Source organism: Gottschalkia acidurici 9a (genome assembly GCF_000299355.1).
In the GTDB taxonomy this organism is placed as follows: Bacteria; Bacillota; Clostridia; order Tissierellales; family Gottschalkiaceae; genus Gottschalkia; species Gottschalkia acidurici.
Genome location: NC_018664.1, coordinates 2,487,023 through 2,506,393 on the forward strand (window position 1 = coordinate 2,487,023; position 19,371 = coordinate 2,506,393).

General features: G+C 29.8%; 18 protein-coding genes. All 18 read right to left on the minus strand.

Annotated features, from left to right (window positions below):
- Window positions 1-44: 44 nt before the first annotated feature.
- Window positions 45-776, minus strand: a complete 732-nt coding sequence (locus tag CURI_RS11855) for a vWA domain-containing protein (RefSeq protein WP_014968500.1) — start codon at window positions 774-776, stop codon at window positions 45-47.
- A gap of 60 nt (window positions 777-836) precedes the next feature.
- On the minus strand, window positions 837-3,203 hold the full coding sequence (gene spoIIE / locus CURI_RS11860) for a stage II sporulation protein E (RefSeq protein WP_014968501.1): 2,367 nt from the start codon (window positions 3,201-3,203) through the stop codon (window positions 837-839).
- A gap of 517 nt (window positions 3,204-3,720) precedes the next feature.
- The gene (locus CURI_RS11865) at window positions 3,721-4,140 is read right to left on the minus strand and encodes a S1 RNA-binding domain-containing protein (protein WP_014968502.1); all 420 of its coding nucleotides are present in this window, start codon (window positions 4,138-4,140) and stop codon (window positions 3,721-3,723) included.
- Window positions 4,141-4,213: 73 nt separating this feature from the next.
- On the minus strand, window positions 4,214-4,528 hold the full coding sequence (locus CURI_RS11870; RefSeq protein ID WP_041701814.1) for an FtsB family cell division protein: 315 nt from the start codon (window positions 4,526-4,528) through the stop codon (window positions 4,214-4,216).
- Between the two features lie 84 nt (window positions 4,529-4,612).
- Window positions 4,613-5,089 (minus strand): spore cortex biosynthesis protein YabQ, encoded by a 477-nt coding sequence (gene yabQ, locus CURI_RS11875; RefSeq protein ID WP_014968504.1) that lies wholly within the window; start codon window positions 5,087-5,089, stop codon window positions 4,613-4,615.
- 16 nt (window positions 5,090-5,105) lie between these two features.
- Window positions 5,106-5,390 carry a sporulation protein YabP gene (gene yabP, locus CURI_RS11880; protein ID WP_014968505.1) on the minus strand — a complete coding sequence of 95 codons (285 nt, stop codon included), beginning with the start codon at window positions 5,388-5,390 and terminating at the stop codon, window positions 5,106-5,108.
- Window positions 5,391-5,529: 139 nt separating this feature from the next.
- Window positions 5,530-5,769, minus strand: coding sequence for an RNA-binding S4 domain-containing protein (locus tag CURI_RS11885; RefSeq protein WP_014968506.1), 240 nt, complete (start codon window positions 5,767-5,769; stop codon window positions 5,530-5,532).
- Window positions 5,770-5,835: 66 nt separating this feature from the next.
- Window positions 5,836-6,114, minus strand: a complete 279-nt coding sequence (locus CURI_RS11890) for an HU family DNA-binding protein (RefSeq protein WP_014968507.1) — start codon at window positions 6,112-6,114, stop codon at window positions 5,836-5,838.
- Between the two features lie 100 nt (window positions 6,115-6,214).
- Window positions 6,215-7,681: a bifunctional methyltransferase/pyrophosphohydrolase YabN gene (gene yabN / locus CURI_RS11895; RefSeq protein ID WP_014968508.1), complete on the minus strand. Its 1,467-nt coding sequence runs from the start codon at window positions 7,679-7,681 to the stop codon at window positions 6,215-6,217.
- 52 nt (window positions 7,682-7,733) lie between these two features.
- Window positions 7,734-9,344, minus strand: a complete 1,611-nt coding sequence (locus CURI_RS11900) for a putative polysaccharide biosynthesis protein (protein WP_014968509.1) — start codon at window positions 9,342-9,344, stop codon at window positions 7,734-7,736.
- Between the two features lie 114 nt (window positions 9,345-9,458).
- Entirely contained in the window at window positions 9,459-10,010 is a 552-nt protein-coding gene (spoVT, locus tag CURI_RS11905; RefSeq protein WP_014968510.1) for a stage V sporulation protein T, read from the minus strand.
- Between the two features lie 222 nt (window positions 10,011-10,232).
- On the minus strand, window positions 10,233-11,330 hold the full coding sequence (locus CURI_RS11910; protein ID WP_014968511.1) for a peptidylprolyl isomerase: 1,098 nt from the start codon (window positions 11,328-11,330) through the stop codon (window positions 10,233-10,235).
- 52 nt (window positions 11,331-11,382) lie between these two features.
- The gene (gene mfd / locus CURI_RS11915) at window positions 11,383-14,916 is read right to left on the minus strand and encodes a transcription-repair coupling factor (protein WP_014968512.1); all 3,534 of its coding nucleotides are present in this window, start codon (window positions 14,914-14,916) and stop codon (window positions 11,383-11,385) included.
- A 73-nt stretch (window positions 14,917-14,989) separates the two neighbouring features.
- Window positions 14,990-15,550 carry an aminoacyl-tRNA hydrolase gene (gene pth / locus CURI_RS11920; RefSeq protein WP_014968513.1) on the minus strand — a complete coding sequence of 187 codons (561 nt, stop codon included), beginning with the start codon at window positions 15,548-15,550 and terminating at the stop codon, window positions 14,990-14,992.
- Between the two features lie 24 nt (window positions 15,551-15,574).
- On the minus strand, window positions 15,575-16,522 hold the full coding sequence (locus CURI_RS11925; protein WP_014968514.1) for a ribose-phosphate diphosphokinase: 948 nt from the start codon (window positions 16,520-16,522) through the stop codon (window positions 15,575-15,577).
- A 26-nt stretch (window positions 16,523-16,548) separates the two neighbouring features.
- Complete coding sequence (gene glmU, locus CURI_RS11930) at window positions 16,549-17,931, minus strand: bifunctional UDP-N-acetylglucosamine diphosphorylase/glucosamine-1-phosphate N-acetyltransferase GlmU (RefSeq protein ID WP_014968515.1); 1,383 nt, start codon at window positions 17,929-17,931, stop codon at window positions 16,549-16,551.
- A 171-nt stretch (window positions 17,932-18,102) separates the two neighbouring features.
- Complete coding sequence (gene spoVG, locus CURI_RS11935) at window positions 18,103-18,369, minus strand: septation regulator SpoVG (RefSeq protein ID WP_014968516.1); 267 nt, start codon at window positions 18,367-18,369, stop codon at window positions 18,103-18,105.
- Between the two features lie 65 nt (window positions 18,370-18,434).
- Window positions 18,435-19,259 (minus strand): pur operon repressor, encoded by an 825-nt coding sequence (gene purR, locus CURI_RS11940; RefSeq protein ID WP_014968517.1) that lies wholly within the window; start codon window positions 19,257-19,259, stop codon window positions 18,435-18,437.
- Between the last annotated feature and the right edge of the window lie 112 nt (window positions 19,260-19,371).

A 19,371-nucleotide genomic window follows, 5' to 3' on the forward strand; every position in this document is an offset into this window, starting at 1 on the left:
TGTATATTATAAAAAAATTTGAAAAAGGCTGTTAATTTACAGCCTTAAACAATACTACTTTGCAATATTCCTTCTTCAAATTCATCTATATTATATTCTATATCTTCTGTAAGAAGCTCTATAGCACCTTTTAGAGCAGTTCCAGTAGGTGTTTGTCCTCCTATTTGTATCTTTTGTAATCCTTTCTCTAAGTCTATTATGTTTTCAGTAAACCCACATAGAACTTTGTATGCTTCTGCTTTACTGTAAGGATACCCTATTACCGAAATCTCCGTTTTTCCTTTTCTACTATTTAGGATTCTAAGTAAGTTTAGTACACTACTTTTAGCTATATCTATTTTATCTTTCATACTTCCGCTGCAATCTATAACTACACAGCATTCTATATTTACTTCATCACCCAATTTATCTATAAGATCAGTTATTTTTTTTCTTGAGCTTGGATGCATTTCTTCCAATTCAGTTCCTACTATATTTTTTAATTCTTTATTAACTGCTTCTTCTATAGTTTTGTAAACCGATTTCATGGTGACCATACTCATAGTTGTGTCTAGATCTTTTATATTTGTATGCTCCCATATTCCCCCTCCCGCTTCTGCTATGCTTTTTATCTCTGTAATAGATTCCTCTCTTTCTAAGTCACTAGTTATTCCTATCGTACTTATAGTAATACCTCTCTTATTACCGTCTTCAGAAACCTTTATAGGATTTAATCCTAAGTTAGATTCTCCATCTGTAACTAATACAATTTGCTTAAATTGAATTTCTTTAGTCAATTTAAATCATCTCCTGTCTTTATAGTTTACTATTATCATTATTGACAGAAGAAATGTTTATTAAACCCTTTTCCATACTTTCGTAACTAAAACAGTCATATCATCTCTTTTTGCATCTTTACTTATTTCTAAAGCCTCATCAATTATTTTATCTGCTAAAATCTGTGGGTTCAAAGTATCTATTTTCTGTATTATATCTGACATCCATTTTTCTTTATCATCAGTATGTTCATTAGCATCTAGAACTCCATCCGACACAGTTATTACAAAATCACCATCCTCTAGATCTTTCTCATATACTTGAAAATCAACATCTTTTAATATTCCTACTGGAAGTGTATGTGAATTTATAACTTCTACACTATTCTTTCTCTTTATAAACGTAGGTGCAGATCCAACCTTTATAAATTTAGTTTTTCCTCTATATAAATCTATTACTGACATATCTATAGTAGTTGACATTTCATCAGTAGACTTTAAAACTAATATAGAATTTATAGTTTTTAAAGCGAGTTCTTTATCAAATCCAGCCTCTAAAAACTTTTCTAAAAGAGATATTGTAATATTACTTTCCTGATTTGCCCTATGTCCTGTACCCATTCCATCACTTAGTGCCACATAATAGTTGTTCTTTCTTTCTCCAAAAGTATAACTATCACCAGATATATAGTTAAATCCTTCGTCTAGCCTACAAACTTTCGTAATAGCTCCAAATCTATTCCCTTTTAAAAGTTTTAGTTTTATGTTATCCCCCCCATATCTTGTGTTAGAGTAAAACTTATCTGTAGTTAATTCTAGACCTACTATGTCAGATACTAGTTTTGGTATACTCTTTACTTTGTGCATCTCACAATTTCCCGAAATCTCTAAGAAAATTTCAAAATCATTTTTTTCAGTTTCTGTTACTATGACTTCTAGTATATCTATACCCATGTTTCTTAAAGATGTATATACACTTTTCTCTACATCTTGCTTAAATCTTACATTTTCATATATCTGACTGGCTAAATCATCAATAATATTTGATATTCCTTCTAGTTGTTGAGAAACTAACTGTCTACTTTCTAAGATCTTATTTTCCCACTTGTAATCTAACTTATAAGCTTCAAATAGATAGTTTATCTTATTTACTATAACATCTGTTTTATTGCATCTTTTAGTAAATTCGTCTGACAGCATGCTTGTACTTATATTTCCATTTAGCTCCACTGTATTAGTCATTTCAAACATCAACTGATAAGTAATATAAAAATCCTCTTCCCAGCAAAACTTACATATAGCACAATTACTACATACGTCTTCTGCTAACTTATCTATTAATTTTGATATATCTTTTTGTTGAACTAATTTTTTCTTATCTGATACTTTTTCAAATGTAGTAGCTAGCTCCTGAAATACTTTTGATATCTCTGTTAACCTTTTATGTGTCATATCTCTTAATCTACTACTATATGCTTCTTCTATTTGTGTAGATTTTGACACACCTATTACTATATTACTATCAAATCTTTTTATTACTTTAGAAATAGTGAGAAATAATATTATTCCAGCTAATATTTCTTTTATCTTTAATATACTTTCTAAACTTCCGTCTATGTAAAAAGATATTATTACAGATCCGACTAAAAATCCTACACTACTTCCTATCTTACCTAAATCCCTAAATAATCCCGAAAGTAATCCAGCAACTCCATATACCGATATAACTAGTGGTAGGTTGCTCTGTGACATAGATGTTACTATTCCTATAGTTATACCTACAGTAGCTCCCACTGACGCCCCTTTATTATAAGCAAACATAGATACCAATGTTATTCCTACTATGTTTTTAATAGCTAGTCCATATATAGATATTTCTTGTAGACCAGATATGCTTAGAGCTAACATTATTGCTCCACATATTATTTCTTCATTAGTAAAAACTCGACTGTAATCTTTTTGCATGGTTTTTATTCCATATGTGAAGATATATATAAGTGTGAAAATTATAATACCTTCAAATAAAGTCATTATTATATCGTACAAGTAATAGTCACTTATAATAATGTATGATCCTTTAATAATTATGAAAAATGCAACTGTAGTTATTGCTACATTTACTATATCCTTCTGCTTTTCTTTTTTAAATAGTCCACTTATTAAGTATGTTACCCATATAGTTGCTATATACGGTATGGAATGTTTACCATGTACACTTATTATACCTATTGATGATGCAAGTGGTATTAGTATGTTTCTATTACATTTAACTGTGTAGGCTACTATGAATGATATTCCAAATGGAGTTAACTCATCCATTATTGTAGCTCTCGATATCAGTAGCGATAGTATTGTAGTAAATATGTCCGCTGCTTTTATATTAGTAATAAATTTAAAAATTGCAGACTCCTGATGCTTTGACTCTATTGTTCCAATTTTACTAAACATATATAAGACCTCCTCGTATTTATCTGTTGATGTAATCTTAGCAAAGGAGGTCTAAAATGTTTGTCAATCTTAGTTGATAAGATTTTTAGCATTTTTGACATAAAACTATATTGTACTTTGTTTTTTATGATATTTTTTATTTGAAGTTAAGTTTTACTTTTACTCCAATATCTTAATTTAAAGTTCGCTATTTGTGTATTTAGACATCTTCGACATATTCTAATTATTGAATCCTAAAGTTTAGTTATAAGTATCTTTATGTATATCTTTGTAATAGCTATTGTAAGGCCGATGTTTGCCATCATTAATGTTAATGTTTAATCTCTTTTATCTTTTTCTTTTAATAAAATCTTTTTACATTTATTTTTAAAAATTATCATAGAAAAGTTCTAAAAGAAGCCTCTATATCTTTACTTTAGTATAATATAAGTATAATCTTTAAATGACCTTACATTTAAGTATATTTTTGTCGGTAAAAAAGTACATAAAAAAACTGGGATTAACCCAGTTATAAATTTTATGCTCTATAGTTTCTTTGTGAGTAGCCTCCGCCACCTCTTCTTGTATCTTTCTTTTTAAGCTGTTCTTGCTTTTCACTACTATCTTTTAAAAACTTAGCAACTTTATCTTCAAAAGACATTGACTTTACCTTGTCATCAGGTTTATTGAAATCAACCTGTGCTGGATTTGATGATGTCTTTTTTGGTTGTACTTGTCTTATAGATAAGCTTATTTTACCCTCATTAGTTATAGACAGTACTTTAACTTTTACTTTTTGGTCTCTCTTTAAGTAGTCACTTACGTTATTAACATAATCGTGTGATATCTCTGAAATATGAACTAATCCTGTTTTTCCTTCTGGTAGTTGAACGAATGCTCCAAAGTTAGTTATTCCTGATATAGTACCTTCAACTACATTTCCTACTAGAACGGGCATAAATTAAATACTCCTCCTTTAAAGATATATCGCTTTCAAACTTACTTAAGTATATATTATAACTATGAATATGTCAATCTGTAAAAGACTCTTCTTTATGTTTATTTCTATCTATATATATCATTTCATTAGGTTTTACCATTTTTAACTCTTCTCTTGCAATTTTTTCTATGTATTCTACTGAATCTGTCTTTTTAACTTTGTCTTCTAATTCTTTTTTCTGACTACTTAATTGCTTCAATTTTTCTTCTGATTGTGCTTTCTCTAAGTTCAATTTTTTTATGCTCATTTCTTGTTTTATAAAAGTAAAAATTACGTATAAAGATATTACTATGAGTACTATATGAAATAATGTTACTTTTCTTTTTTTATCTTTTGTTTTATTCAACATATATATCTCCCTTTTACTACTTTAGCCTTATTTTTATACTTTCTACAGTAGAATTTAAATTCCTTCCAACAATTATTTCCTTTACTTTTTCTTCAATATTGTTCTTACGCTCTTTTTTATATTATCATAAAATATAGAAGGAAGTTTAAAATATTTTTTTATCTTTGCATAGTATATTTGCAATTTGCTTATGGCTCCTTTTAGCGGTGTGATTATAAGTTTAAATATACTACTTATTTTTGTTATGAAGAAGCTTAATATTCTTGATATAAATTTTATTACTACTTTACTTAACAATCTATTATATAGTACAGCTCCTAGTATGAATCCAAGAAAAATAAATCCCCTTAACTCACCCCAGTTTATATGTGTTAAAATTGAAATTACAATAGCGGAAAGTATTATCCAAAATATTAAGTCCTCTATAAAAGTCTTTACTTTCTTAGGTCTAGAGTAATATCTAAATATTCTGTACAAATCGTATATAAAACCCATTACTATCCCACCATAAAGTGTAGCAAGAAACATATAACTTTGACTCTGGATCGATGTATCCATATAGTTCACCTCTGTCTTACTTAAACATCTTTCCTAAAAAACCTCCACCTTTTCCCCCTGTGGCTTCTTTGTTAATATAGGTTATACTGTTAATAGTTCCATCTATAATTACGTTGCCATCCTCCAAGTTTAACTTACTAATATTTAAGTCTTCACCTTTAATCGTAATCCCACCTCTTACAGTTCCTAAAGATATAGTATTTTCGTTGAAATTATCGACTTGCTCTACTCCAGATATACTTAGCTTAGATCTGTCTTCTAATATTATATTTTGACCTAAATTTGCTAAATCATCATTCATTATGTATAACCCCCTAGCATGATCTCTTTTTACTCTATACGTTTAGTTTAATATATGAGTCTACATATGCTTTTATGATAGTAAAAAGTAAAAATGGCCTACCTTATTTACTTAATGGTAGACCATTTTACTTTTTATATTATAGTGTTTTATATAAGTCCGTTGCTTTATCTTTTGGAACATGTTCTAGAAGTTCAAGTACTTCCACTTTCACTGTATTATTTCCAAAATTAAGCTCGATAGTATCTCCTATCTTTAGTTCAGTTCCTGGCTTTGCTTCTTTTCCATTAACTAAAACTCTTCCCTGTTCACAAGCTTCTTTTGCTACTGTTCTTCTTTTTATGATTCTTGCATTTTTAAGAAACTTATCTATTCTCATAAAATCACCTCTAACTTATACACTTTTGATTCTATAAAAAAATCAGGTCTATGACCTGATTTTTTATTACTTATTAACTGCTTCTTTTAATGTTTTTCCAGCTTTAAATACTGGTGCTAGTGATGCAGGTATTTTTATTATTTCTTCTGGGTTTCTTGGATTTCTTCCTTCTCTAGCTTTTCTTTCTCTAACTTCAAAAGTTCCAAATCCGACTAATTGAACTTTATCACCAGATGATAATGCTTCCTCTATAGTTTTCATGAAAGCATTTAATGCACTTTCTGCATCCTTTTTAGTTAAGTCACTTTTTTCTGCTATACTAGCTACTAATTCAGCTTTATTCACAATATAACCTCCTTGATTTTCAATAAAAAAAGTACGTATTTAGAATAATTCTATCTTTCTAAATAAAACCCTTCTTTGAATAATCTTTTTTTATGTTTTTTTAATTTTCATTTTCTTTTGCTTGCTTCCATAGTTTATCCATTTCTTCTAAAGTCATGTTTTTTATATCTTTTCCTTGATTTATACTTTCAGTTTCTATAAACTCAAATCTTTTTATAAATTTATTTATAGTTTTATTAACTGCATTTTCAGGGTTAACGTTAACAAACCTACATACATTAACTATAGAAAAGATAAGATCTCCTATTTCATTTTCAAGCCTTTCTTTGTTACTTGTGTTGAGCTCTTCTTTAACTTCATTAAGCTCTTCTTCAAGTTTTTCTAGTGCACCTGAAACATCTTCCCAGTCAAATCCAACATCAGCTGCTCTTTTTTGTACTTTATAGCTTTTCATTAATGCTGGTAACCCTTTAGGAATACTTTTAATTCTCTCAGTATATGTTGTCATATTTTTTTCTTTAGCTTTGATGTCATTCCAATCATATACAACTTCTTGTGAGCTTTTTGCTCTAAAATCTGTAAATACATGTGGATGTCTTCTTATAAGTTTTTCACATATACTAGTTGTGACGTCCATAATTGTAAAATACCCTTCTTCTTTTCCTATCTGACTATGAAATATAATTTGAAGAAGTAAATCCCCTAATTCTTCAGTAATTCCATCTATATCATCATTGTCTATTGCATCTACTACTTCATAGGCTTCTTCTATTACATAAGGTCTTAAAGAAGTATGTGTTTGTTCAGCATCCCAAGAACATCCATCCTTACTTCTTAATATTTCCATTATAGCCATCAAATTATACATATCATATTTAACTCTTTTATCTTTATCCATTTTAGGTATGTAGATGCTAGTTAAATAATCTATCCATTCTATCCTGTCTATTTCATATAGTGGTACTTTTACTTTTATTTCTTGTCCTTTTATTCCCGCTGACTTTATGACATATACCTCGTATTCATCTCCATATATGTCTATGAGTTCAAGCTTCAGCTCAGATGCCCTCACTCTATTATACACTTGAGTTATTAGGTTGTCAGTATTTATATCTACACTTTGATGAAGAATATCAAGTCCATCTATAATTTTAAGTCCATCGACAGGATCTGAGCCCACTGATAGTATAACAGGTTCTATGAAACTTAGTCCAGCTATTATTTCTAATTCTATTTCACCTTGCTCTTGTTTCTCTATAAGTAAACTAACTGTTTTCTCAGCAACTAATGGATGACCAGGTACACAGTAATTAATAATACCATACTTTTCTGACATTTGTATTAAATTTTTTGAAATTAATTCATAAACTTTATCAAAATCTTCTTCTTCATCATATACATGGTCGTATGATGTATATTCTATCTGCTTTTTCTTCAAATATTCTATCGTAGGATGTTTTTCAGTTCTTAGAAAAACTTTATTTCCATCACATATCTTTTCTACGGCTTCTATAGTAAGGGATCCTATGTCTCCAGGTCCTAATCCTATTATTACTATTTTTCTCATAGTTTATTCCTCCATATGTTTTTTAAAATAAGCTAGGAATAATCCTAGCTTATTAATTTCTTAATAATCCTATGCTTTTTAATTTTTTAGCTATTATTTTTCCTTTTGGAAGCATCTCAAAGTCTTCTGATGTAATAGCACCCATAAGTAGTAACGATATTCCATAAACTACTGCTCCTATACCAATCGAAACTAGTGTAGCTAATTTGCTTCCCATAATCATAGCTCCATAAACGTAAGCTATCTTAACTACAACTCCCATAATAACACCTGATATAACTGGTCTTAAAATTGTATTTGTAAGACTAATACCTACACCAGTATATTTTTTAACATCGTAATAATTTAATGCTGAAGCTACAAAATATGTAACTACTGTGCTTATAGCCGCTCCTTTAGCTTCTATAGATGGTATCCTTACTAGTGTATATGTCAGTACAACTTTTATTACTGCACCTATTGCAAGATTCTTAACTGGCTTCATTGGCTTTCCTATACCTTGTAGTATAGCTGTAAGCGATTGAACTAACGTTAAAAATATTATACTTATAGATAATATGGCTAAAAGTTCACTTGTTCCTGCTTTCTCTGCAGCTGTTTTACTAAAGTATAGTAGGTCTATTATAGGATGTGCTAGTACAAGTAATCCTATTGCACATGGTAAACCTATAAGTAAGGTCATTCTTATACCTGAGTTAGTAGTATTCTTTATACTTCTATAATCTTTTCTTGTAAATGCATCAGATATAGATGGAACCAAACTCATTGCCATCGCTACTGATAATACCTGTGGAAGATTTATTAGAGTCTGAGCATTACCAGAAAGCTGACCAAGTCTTGCAGATGCCTGTGCTTCTGTATATCCTATTTGTTGTAATATTTTACTTATTAAAACAGTATCTACTTGATTTATAATTGGTACTATAGATGCACCTATCGTTATAGGTATAGCTATATATAGAATATCTTTAATTATTTTAGATACATCTTCTTCCTCAAATCCCTGTGTACTATTTATTTCTGTTGTAATTGCTTTTCTATTTCTAAAATATATAAGTATAATCACTAATGTTCCTGCTATTGCTCCTGCTGAAGATCCAAATGATGCACCTCCTGCGGCAATAGGCAGTCCTTTCCCAAGTAAAACATATGCTAGTGACAGTGAAATTCCAGCCCTAAATAGTTGTTCTATTAATTGTGATATTGCTGTTGGCACCATATCTTGCATACCTTGAAAATATCCTCTAAAAGCTGACATTATAGGTACAAATAAGAGTGCAGGTACTAGCGCTATAAGTGAATAATATGAATTTGAGATATCCATAAAATCTAGTATAGTTCTTGCTCCAAATAGTACTACTAATGCTGAAAGTATACCAGCTATTAAAAATCCTATAAATGATACTTTAAATATCTTATGTGCTCCTTTGTAGTTACCATGAGCTCTTTTCTCTGCTATCAATTTAGAAGTAGCTGTAGGAAATCCTGAAGTAGATACAGCTACTAGCAGTATATATAATTGGTATCCTACTTGATAATATCCCATACCCTCATCTGGCATTATGTTCGTTAATGGAATTCTATAGAATGCTCCTATAATCTTAATTAGTATTCCTGCAATAGCAAGAACAGCAGCACCCTTTAAAAAATTATTTTTACTCAACTTTTTCCCCCCCAAAAGGATATTTGATTTATTTCACTAGTATTATATTATACTACATAAAAAAAAAATAAGTCTACTATTTATTAAAGTAGACTTATTTTTATAGGTATTATGTTAATCTTCCATTTGTTTAGATAAGAATCCTGCTGCTGTTTGTGCAACTTTTATTTCTATTTCTCCTACTTTATCTTCTGGTTCTTTAGAAAGTAAAGTCACTGATCCTATAGGATCTCCTTGAGCTACTATTGGCACTATTAACTGTGTTGTATATATTTCTGGATCCATTTCATCAATCGATATTCTTATTAACGACTTACCTTCACTTGTAGAGTAGATTTCTCTATCTTCTATTATTTTTTCTAGTTCTGGACTAATTCTCTTATCTAAGTATTCCTTTCTAGATCCTCCGGAAATAGCTACTATACTATCTCTATCAGATATTATACATATAAACCCAATATTCTCATATAATGCTTCTGCATACTCTGCTGCAAATTCATTTAACTCATTTATTGGAGAATATTTTTTTAATATTATTTCACCTTCTCTATCTGTAAATATCTCCAAAGGATCTCCTTCTCTAATTCTTAATGTACGTCTAATTTCTTTTGGAATAACAACTCTACCTAAATCATCTATTCTTCTTACTATTCCTGTTGCTTTCAATTTTGTACCCTCCTTAATGTCATTACTTTATTATCTTACTTTTTTGATTATTTTATTCACAAATGGAATTTTATAAATTACTTTGAATTTATCTAATCTTAGTTTTAACATCTTTTTCTTTATTAATTCAAAAAAATAAAAAGATTGGAAAGTATTAATTTTTTAATTAATTCTTTTCCAATCTTTTTGCTCTCTATTAAGGAGATTACCTTGAACTTACTATTATTTATTTTCTTCCTTAGTTTTTTCTTTAGTGTCTTTTGTATTATCTGTAGTGTTATCTTTTGTTTCTTTAGATTTTTCTGTATCCTTAGATTCTTTAGATTTTTCTGTATCTTTTGTTTCTTTTGCTTTATCTTTTTCGTCTTTACTATCTTTCTCTACATTTTTTGTATTTTCCATATATAATTTTATTTTAGACTCTTCTTTAAGAGATTTTATTTTCTCATCAAATTTGTTATTTTCTAAGTCTGCTTTTACTTGATCTTTTACTTGATCTAACTTATCTTTTTTATCTGTAACTTTAATTACATGGTAGCCATGTTCAGTTTTTACTGGCTCACTTATTTCGCCCACTTTTAAAGCAAATGCTGCTTTTTCAAATTCTGGAATCATTTGTCCTTTTCCAAAGTATCCTAGAGATCCCTTTCTTTCAGCTGCTCCTGGCTCTATTGATTTTTTAGCCAACTCCCCAAAGTCAGCTCCCTCTTTAAGTTGCTTTATTATTTCTTTAGCCTCTTCTTCTTTCTCTACCAATATGTGACTTGCTTCAATAGTTGTATATTTGTCTTTATTTTTATCAAAGTAATCTTTTACATCTTTGTCTGATATTTTTAAATCCTTTAAATATTTCTCTCTATATTTTTCGAAAGTCAGTTGCTTCTTTGTTCTATCTTTAAAATAATCTTCTGTCATACCATTAGCTTCTAAAAACTTTTTAAAACCTTCTTCTCCACCAGTTAGTTGTTTAAAGCTATCTACCTGTTTATTAACTTCATCTTCTGTTATATTTATCTTTTCTTTTTCAGCTTCTTGCATTATTACTTCTTCTGTTACAAGAGCATCCATTATATATTCTTTAAAAGCCTCTCCCATAGTCTTTCCATCTGAAGAACTTTGAGATAATACATCAGAACCATATTGAGCTTCATATCTTTTCTTCTCAGCCTTATATGTTTTGTCGAACTCTACCAAAGAAATTGTTTTTCCATTTACTTTAGCTACTGTGTCTGCACTTGCCCCACATCCAGTTAGAATCATTGTACTAAGAAGTACCGTTGAAGTTGCTACTATAAGTTTTTTGTTTATCCTTTTTAACAAGTATATCCTCTCCCTTTATGTTAGTTAGTTGCTTATTCAGTATAATCTGTTTTTATTTACTTGCATTTATAAAACTACTAATTTTTCCTGCTACATCCTCTAGTTCACTCAATATATCCTCTTGACTGTTACCCTTAAGCTTATATTTTATACTAGGATTCCTAGATATATCAAATTGAATATTTGAACCAAATCTACTTAAAAGTTCATTCATAAGATCTAGTGTAATATATTTATCTTCTATAAACTCTATTTTAACTAATTTATCTATTTGTTTTATTGAAGATATCTTAGCTCTTGAGCATAACGATTTTATATAGGATATATTTATTAGATTTACAACTTGTTTTGGAACATCTCCAAATCTATCTATTATTTCTTCTAGTATATCAGAATAATCACTTTTATTTTCGATTGCTGAAATTCTCTTATATACTTCAATTTTTTGATCTTCATTTCTAATATATCTATCCGGAATATATCCATCAACATTTAGCTCTATACTTGTTTCTACTTTTTCTTCTCGTTGTTCTCCTCTTAACCTCTTTATAGCCTCATCTAAATACTTAACGTATAAATCATATCCTATAGCAGCCATCTGACCATGTTGCTCTCCACCTAATAAGTTTCCAGCTCCCCTAATCTCTAAGTCTCTCATAGCTATTTTAAATCCTGAACCAAATTCAGTAAACTCTTTTATAGCTCTTAATCTTTTTTCTGCAACTTCCGTTAGAACCTTGTCTTTTTCATACGTAAAGTAAGAAAAAGCAATTCTATTAGATCGTCCAACTCTTCCTCTTAGCTGATATAATTGGGATAGTCCCATTTTATCAGCATCATGTATTATTATAGTATTTACATTAGGTATATCTAAACCTGTCTCTATAATTGTAGTACATACTAATACATCATACTCTCCTTTTAAGAACTCTAACATAACTTTCTCAAGTTCTCTTTCACTCATCTGACCATGGGCTACTGTAATTCTAGCCTCAGGTACTAAGCGTTGTATCTTAGCACTAAATTCACTTATAGTCTGTACCCTATTGTAAAGTATATATATCTGACCATTCCTACTTAATTCTTTTACTATAGCATCTCTAAGCATCTGCTCATTATATTCAACCACATACGTTTGTATAGGGTATCTTTCTTCTGGAGGCTCCTCTAGTACACTCATGTCTCTAATCCCTATAAGTGACATATGAAGAGTTCTAGGTATAGGTGTTGCTGTTAACGTTAACACATCTACTGATTCTTTAAGTATTTTTATAGCTTCTTTATGCTTTACACCAAATCTTTGCTCTTCGTCTATTATTAATAGCCCTAAGTTGTTTAGTTTAACATCTTTTGATAGTATCCTATGAGTCCCCACTAAGATATCTAAATTTCCACTCTTTAAATCATTTATAATCTTTTTTTGTTGTCCAGCAGTTCTAAACCTACTTAACATTTCTACTTTAACAGGAAAGTCTGCAAATCTTTCTACTAGTGTATTATAGTGTTGCTGGGCTAGTATTGTCGTAGGAACTAGTATAGCTACTTGTTTTCCATCCATAACTGCTTTAAATGCTGCTCTGAGTGCAACTTCTGTTTTTCCATAACCCACATCTCCACAAAGAAGTCTATCCATAGGTTTTTCTGTTTCCATATCAGTTTTTATTTCTGATATACTTCTCAATTGATCATCTGTCTCCTGATAAGGAAACGCATCTTCAAACTGCTTTTGCCATGGGGTATCTTCACTAAACTTATAGCCCTTGATTGTATGTCTAGTAGCATATAGCTTTATTAAATCTTTCGCCATATCTTCTATTTGTTTTTTAACTTTAGTTTTAGTCTTAACCCAGTCTCCACTTCCAAGTTTGTTCACTTTAGGATCGCCTGAATCTGATCCTATATACTTCTGAATTAAGTTCATTTGATCTATAGGAACATATAGTCTATCTTCACCAGAATATTTTACTGTCATATAGTCCTTTTTTACACCTTGGACTTTTAACTGTTCAATCCCTAAATACTTCCCAATTCCATGTGACTCATGAACTACATGATCACCTATTTTTAGATCTGTAAACGATGATATTGGTGCTGCATCTTTTCTTGATTTAAATGTTTTTTTCTTTTTGTTAGTTCCAAAGATTTCTTTATCACTTATGATAGCAAGCTTTAACGCTGAATATTCAAATCCTCTACTTACGCTACCAGGAGTAATAAATACTTGACCTGATTTTATTTCTCTATCTCCATCTTCCACAAATGAACATTCTATTCCACTATCTTTCAAATCATGTAGTAGTCGTTTTCCTCTTTCTTCTACTCCACACAATATTATTACTTTATATCCTCTATATTTATAGTGGTTTAAGTCTTCTACTAGAATATCTAACTTATTGTGAAATGACTGCATACCCTTTACCCCAAAGTTTATTATTGCTTTAGGTTTAAATAAAGAAGTATTTTTCAATAGATTGGTTGAAGTTATGCAATTCTTTTTATTTATATCTTCTACTATTTCCTCTAGCGAGTAGTAAATATTTTGCTGTTTACTAAGAACTTCTCCTCTTTCAAATAAGTCCGTATATTTAACCATAAACTCACTTTTAAAGTCTTTCATACTTTCTTCGATTCTTTGAGGTTCATCTACTATTATAATTGCATCATCTTTAAAATAATTTATTAGGTTAGAAATATTTTCAGATATGTATGGTAGAACTATATCTAAGTTACTGATATTTAGTTTATTGTCTATTCTATCTATATAGTTGTTGAATTTTTCACTTAATTTTTCCTTAATTTCTTTTAATGATTTGTTTTTTTCTAGTTTCTTTAAAGATATATTTAAGTCTTCTTTTATATTTTCTATTATTTGTTCTATCTGATCATCTTCTATTAAAACCTCTTTAACTGGTGGAATATCTACTTCTTTTATATTATCTATAGATCTTTGAGTCTTTATATCAAAAGTTCTTATAGAGTCTACTTCTTCGTCAAATAATTCTACTCTAAATGGTATTTCCGAGTTTATAGGAAAGAAATCTATTATTCCACCTCTTATAGCAAATTGTCCTTTCCCCTCTATCATATCTACTCTTTCATATCCCTGTGCTATAAATTGGCTACCCAATGTCTCTAGTTCTACAATTTGTCCAAACTTTAATTTGCCAATGTATTTTCTTAATCCATCTGGGCTCATTATTTTATTTATAATAGCATTTATAGAAGATACTACTATTATATTTTCACCCTTACATAATCTATCTAAAACCTTTAATCTTTGATTAGATATATCATGACTAAAAGCATCCACATCATAAAAAACTATATCTCTTGAAGGAAATATCTCACTATTCTCTTTATCAAAGAAATTTAAATCCTCTGATATGGTTTTTGCCTTCAATTCATCATAAGTAATTATAAGTACTTGTCTATCTAAATGCTGATTTATACCATGAGATATATGAGATATATTTTCTCCAGATAAACCATGTAAAGCTATTGGTGAGTTATTCTTTTCTATTCCATCTATTATTTGACTATATGAGTTTAAGTTTTTTAAACTATCTATAAACATATTTTGAGTCAAAAAAATCAGCTCCTTAAATAAAAGAACAACCATAAGCTCAGGGTCTATCTCCTGAGCCTAAGGTTCTCCTTTATTAGCCATTATATTTATTCATTGAACTATCTATTCCTTCTTTTATAAGACACTCTATAGAATCAGCCGCTTTATTTAAGGCCTCATCCATTATAATTTGTTCTTCTTTATTAAATCTCCCTAGTACAAAGTCTGCTAAATCTCTACCCACTTCCGGTTTTCCTACTCCAATTTTAACCCTTGGGAAGTTATCTTTTTGAAGTAAGTATATTATCGACTTCATTCCATTATGACTTCCAGCACTACCTTTTGATCTTATTCTTAAAGCTCCAAGGCCTATATCTATATCATCTACAATCACTATTATATTTTCTACTGGAACTTTGAAAAAGTTAGATATTTCTAAAACAGATTCCCCACTTCTATTCATAAATGTTTGTGGCTTTACAAACATCACTTTTTCATTGCCTAGATTAACTTCTCCATATACTGATTTAAACTTTATTTTATTTATCTTAACATTGTGTCTATTTGCTAAAATATCTATAACATCAAATCCTACGTTATGTCTAGTTCCATCATATTTACTTCCAGGGTTACCTAGACCTACAACTACATACAAAAAATCAACTCCTCAATAGTAAGACTAGTTAAATAGTGTACTTACGGATTCGTTCTGATAAATTCTTTTTATAGCTTTTGCAAACATTGGTGCAACAGAAACAACATCAATTTGGTCTATTTGCTTTTCTTCTGATAGTGGAATAGTGTCTGTTACTACTAACTTTTCTATAACTGAATCTTTAATTCTTTCTATAGCTGGCCCAGATAATACTGCATGCGTACAACAAGCATAAACTTTCTTAGCTCCAAAATCTTGTAATACTTGTGCTGCTTTAGTCATTGATCCTGCTGTATCTATTATATCATCAACTATTATTGCATTTTTCCCTTCTATATCACCAATAACATTCATTACTTCTGAAACATTAGCTTTTGGTCTTCTTTTTTCTATTATTGCAATAGGTAAGTCTAATATACTAGCAAAGTTTCTAGCTCTTTGTACTCCCCCTACGTCTGGTGAAACTATTACTGTATCTTTATCTACCATCTTTTTAAAGTATTCAGCTAAAATTGGTCCTCCTAATAAATGATCTACTGGAATATCAAAATATCCTTGAAGCTGTGCAGCATGTAGATCCATACTTACAACTCTATCCGCTCCTGCTGCAGTTATTATATCTGCTACTAGTTTAGAAGTGATAGGATCTCTGGCTTTGGCTTTTCTATCTTGTCTTGCATATCCATAATAAGGAACAACTGCATTTATTCTGCCAGCTGATGCTCTTTTAAGTGCATCTATCATTATAAGTAATTCCATTAAGTTATCATTTGATGGTGGACAAGTTGGTTGAATTATAAAAACATCTACTCCTCTAACTGTTTCTCCGATATTTACTGATATTTCTCCATCACTAAACTTTCCTACTTCACTACTTCCCATTTCTATACCTAGCTCAGTACATATATTTTCTGCTAAATCCTTATTAGAGTTCCCCGCAAATATCTTTATGTTGTTTCCACTAATGTTCATTATATTTTCCTCCTGCTGCTTATTATTTATTTTTTTATTAAACCTTTTTTAGTTACCCAATTTTCTTTATTTTCCTGTCTAGATCTTGCTATTGCTAGACTGTATTCTTCTACATTATTAGTTATAGTCGAGCCTGCTGCAACATACGAATTCTCATTTATAATTACTGGTGATATTAAGTTTGAATTACATCCTATAAAAGTATTATCCTTAACTATAGTTTTATTTTTATCTTTTCCATTATAGTTTACAAATACTACTCCACATCCTATGTTTACATTTTTACCAACTTCTGAATCTCCTATATAAGATAAATGTGAGGCCTTAGAGTTATCACTTATTGTTGAATTCTTCACTTCTACGAAGTCACCTATTTTTACATTTCTACCTAAGTTACTATTAGGTCTTAGATTCGCAAAAGGTCCAATATGACAATCATCTTCTACTTTACTATCTACTATATTTGATATCTGTATCTCTACTTTATTTCCTATTTTGCTATTTTTTATTCTAGTATTTTGCCCTATTATGCAATCCTCACCTATTTCAGTATTTCCCTCTATAACTACTCCTGGATGTATTACAGTGTCTATTCCTATTTTAACATTTTTATCTATATAAGTACTCTCTGGATCTATAATTATAGCCCCTTCAAGCATTAATCTTTCATTTGTTCTCTTTCTCATTATTTTTTCAGCTTCTGCTAGCTGAACTTTTGAATTAATCCCTTGTATTTCACCACTATCTTCTATTTTATATCCACCTATTTTGAAATCTTCATTTCCTAGTATGTGTATTGCATCTGTAAGATAGTACTCTTTTTGTGCATTATTATTATCTATTTTTTCTAATGCCGTTTTTAATTCTTTACCTTTAAAGCAGTATATTCCTGAGTTTACTTCAGTTATTTTTCTTTGTTCTTCCGTAGCATCTTTTTCTTCAACTATTCCGCTTACATTTCCGTTATTATCTCTTATTATTCTTCCGTATCCTGTTGGATTACTAATTTCTGATGTTAAGACAGTAGCTCCAAATCCTCCATCTATATGAAATTTAGTAAATGCTTTTATAGTTTCACTAGTTATAAGTGGTGTATCTCCGCATAGCACTACAACAAAGCTATCATCTTCTATATGTTCTTTTGCTTGCATAACAGCATATCCTGTTCCGTACGGTAGTCCCTCTCCTACTTGTTGTTCTACAAATAAAACATCTTCATTGTCTATACTCTCTTTAACTATGTCTCCTTTATATCCTATGACTACTACGTTTTTATCTATATTTGCATCTTTAGCGCAGTCTATAACATGACTTAATAATGGCTTACCACAAACTTTATGGGCAACTTTAGGAAGTTTTGACTTCATCCTAGTACCTTCTCCGGCCGCCAATATTATGGAAAGAATCATTTATCGTTCACTCCCTCTTTAAATCAAAAAAATCTCTAAAATATAAATCATCAATATAAATATTAATCTAATACAGTAAAAAAACAAGTTTATACTTTATATTATATGCTATTTTCTACAGTTAGATAATACCATCTAAAAAATCCAAGTAAAAAAGGGTCTATTCGACCCTTAATTTTGCTCACTTAAAACTTTTTCATATTCTTTAAGTACAGCTTCTTCTATAATACTTCTCATTTCTTGCTTTATTGGATGAGCTATATCTCTAAACTCTCCATCTGTCATTTTTCTACTTGGCATAGCTACAAATAGTCCCTCTTGTCCCTCTATAACCTTTATGTCATGGACTACAAATGCATCGTCAAATGTAATTGAAATTATTGCCTTCATCTTTCCATCTTCAGTTATCTTTCTAACTCTAACATCTGTTATTTTCATGAACTTAACCACCCTTTCCCCCAGAGGTCTCTTTTCCTTTATATGAAACTTAATACTATAATTCTCTATTCTTCTGTTAATTCCTTCTTTGTTTTTAAAACTATTTCACCTTTTTGCTCATTAATTTCTTTTAAGATCAAAAGCGACTCAAATTCATCTACAAGTTTCTTTTTAGGTTCCTCTGTAGACATAAAGACACCTATGCCCTCTACTTCAGCTTTAAACTCCTTCATCATATCTATAATACCTTTGGCAGTTCCACCGGCTTTCATAAAGTCATCTATTATTAATACTCTAGCCCCTTCTTTCATAGATTTTCTTGAAAGGGACATTGTTTGTATCTTCCCTGTAGACCCAGATATATAGTTTATACTTACAGTAGGTCCTTCTGTAATTCTCGCATCTTTTCTTATTATAACTAGTGGTACGTTTAAAGTCTTAGCAGTCATTAGTGCTATTGGAATACCTTTGGTTTCAATAGTAACTACATATTCTATATTTTTATCTGCAAATTTTGATGCAAATATTGTCCCGATTTTACTAGATATGTCTGGTGAATATAATATATCCATAACGAATATGAATCCACCAGGTATAACTCTACTTTCGTCTGATATTCTATGGCATAGTTTTTTTAAAAACTCTTCAGAAGATTCACTTGGTACGTTATATACAAATCTTACTCCTCCACCAGCGCCAGCAATAGTTTCCACATACCCTATACTAAGTTTATCTACTAATTCCTTTACCGTAACAATGTCACCACTTATAGTAGTCTTAGATGAATTGAATTTTTCTACAAAATAATTATATGTGAATATACTATTAGGATTATTAGTAAGTATATATAGTATTGCACCTATCCTCTCGTTTTTCTTGAATTTATCCATTAAGTTCCTCCTTAATGTGCTTTTTAGTTAATTATATTATAATTTTATTCACTATTTATAAAATATTCAATAGCACTATATATATTTTGTTTATTTTATTACCATGGTTATG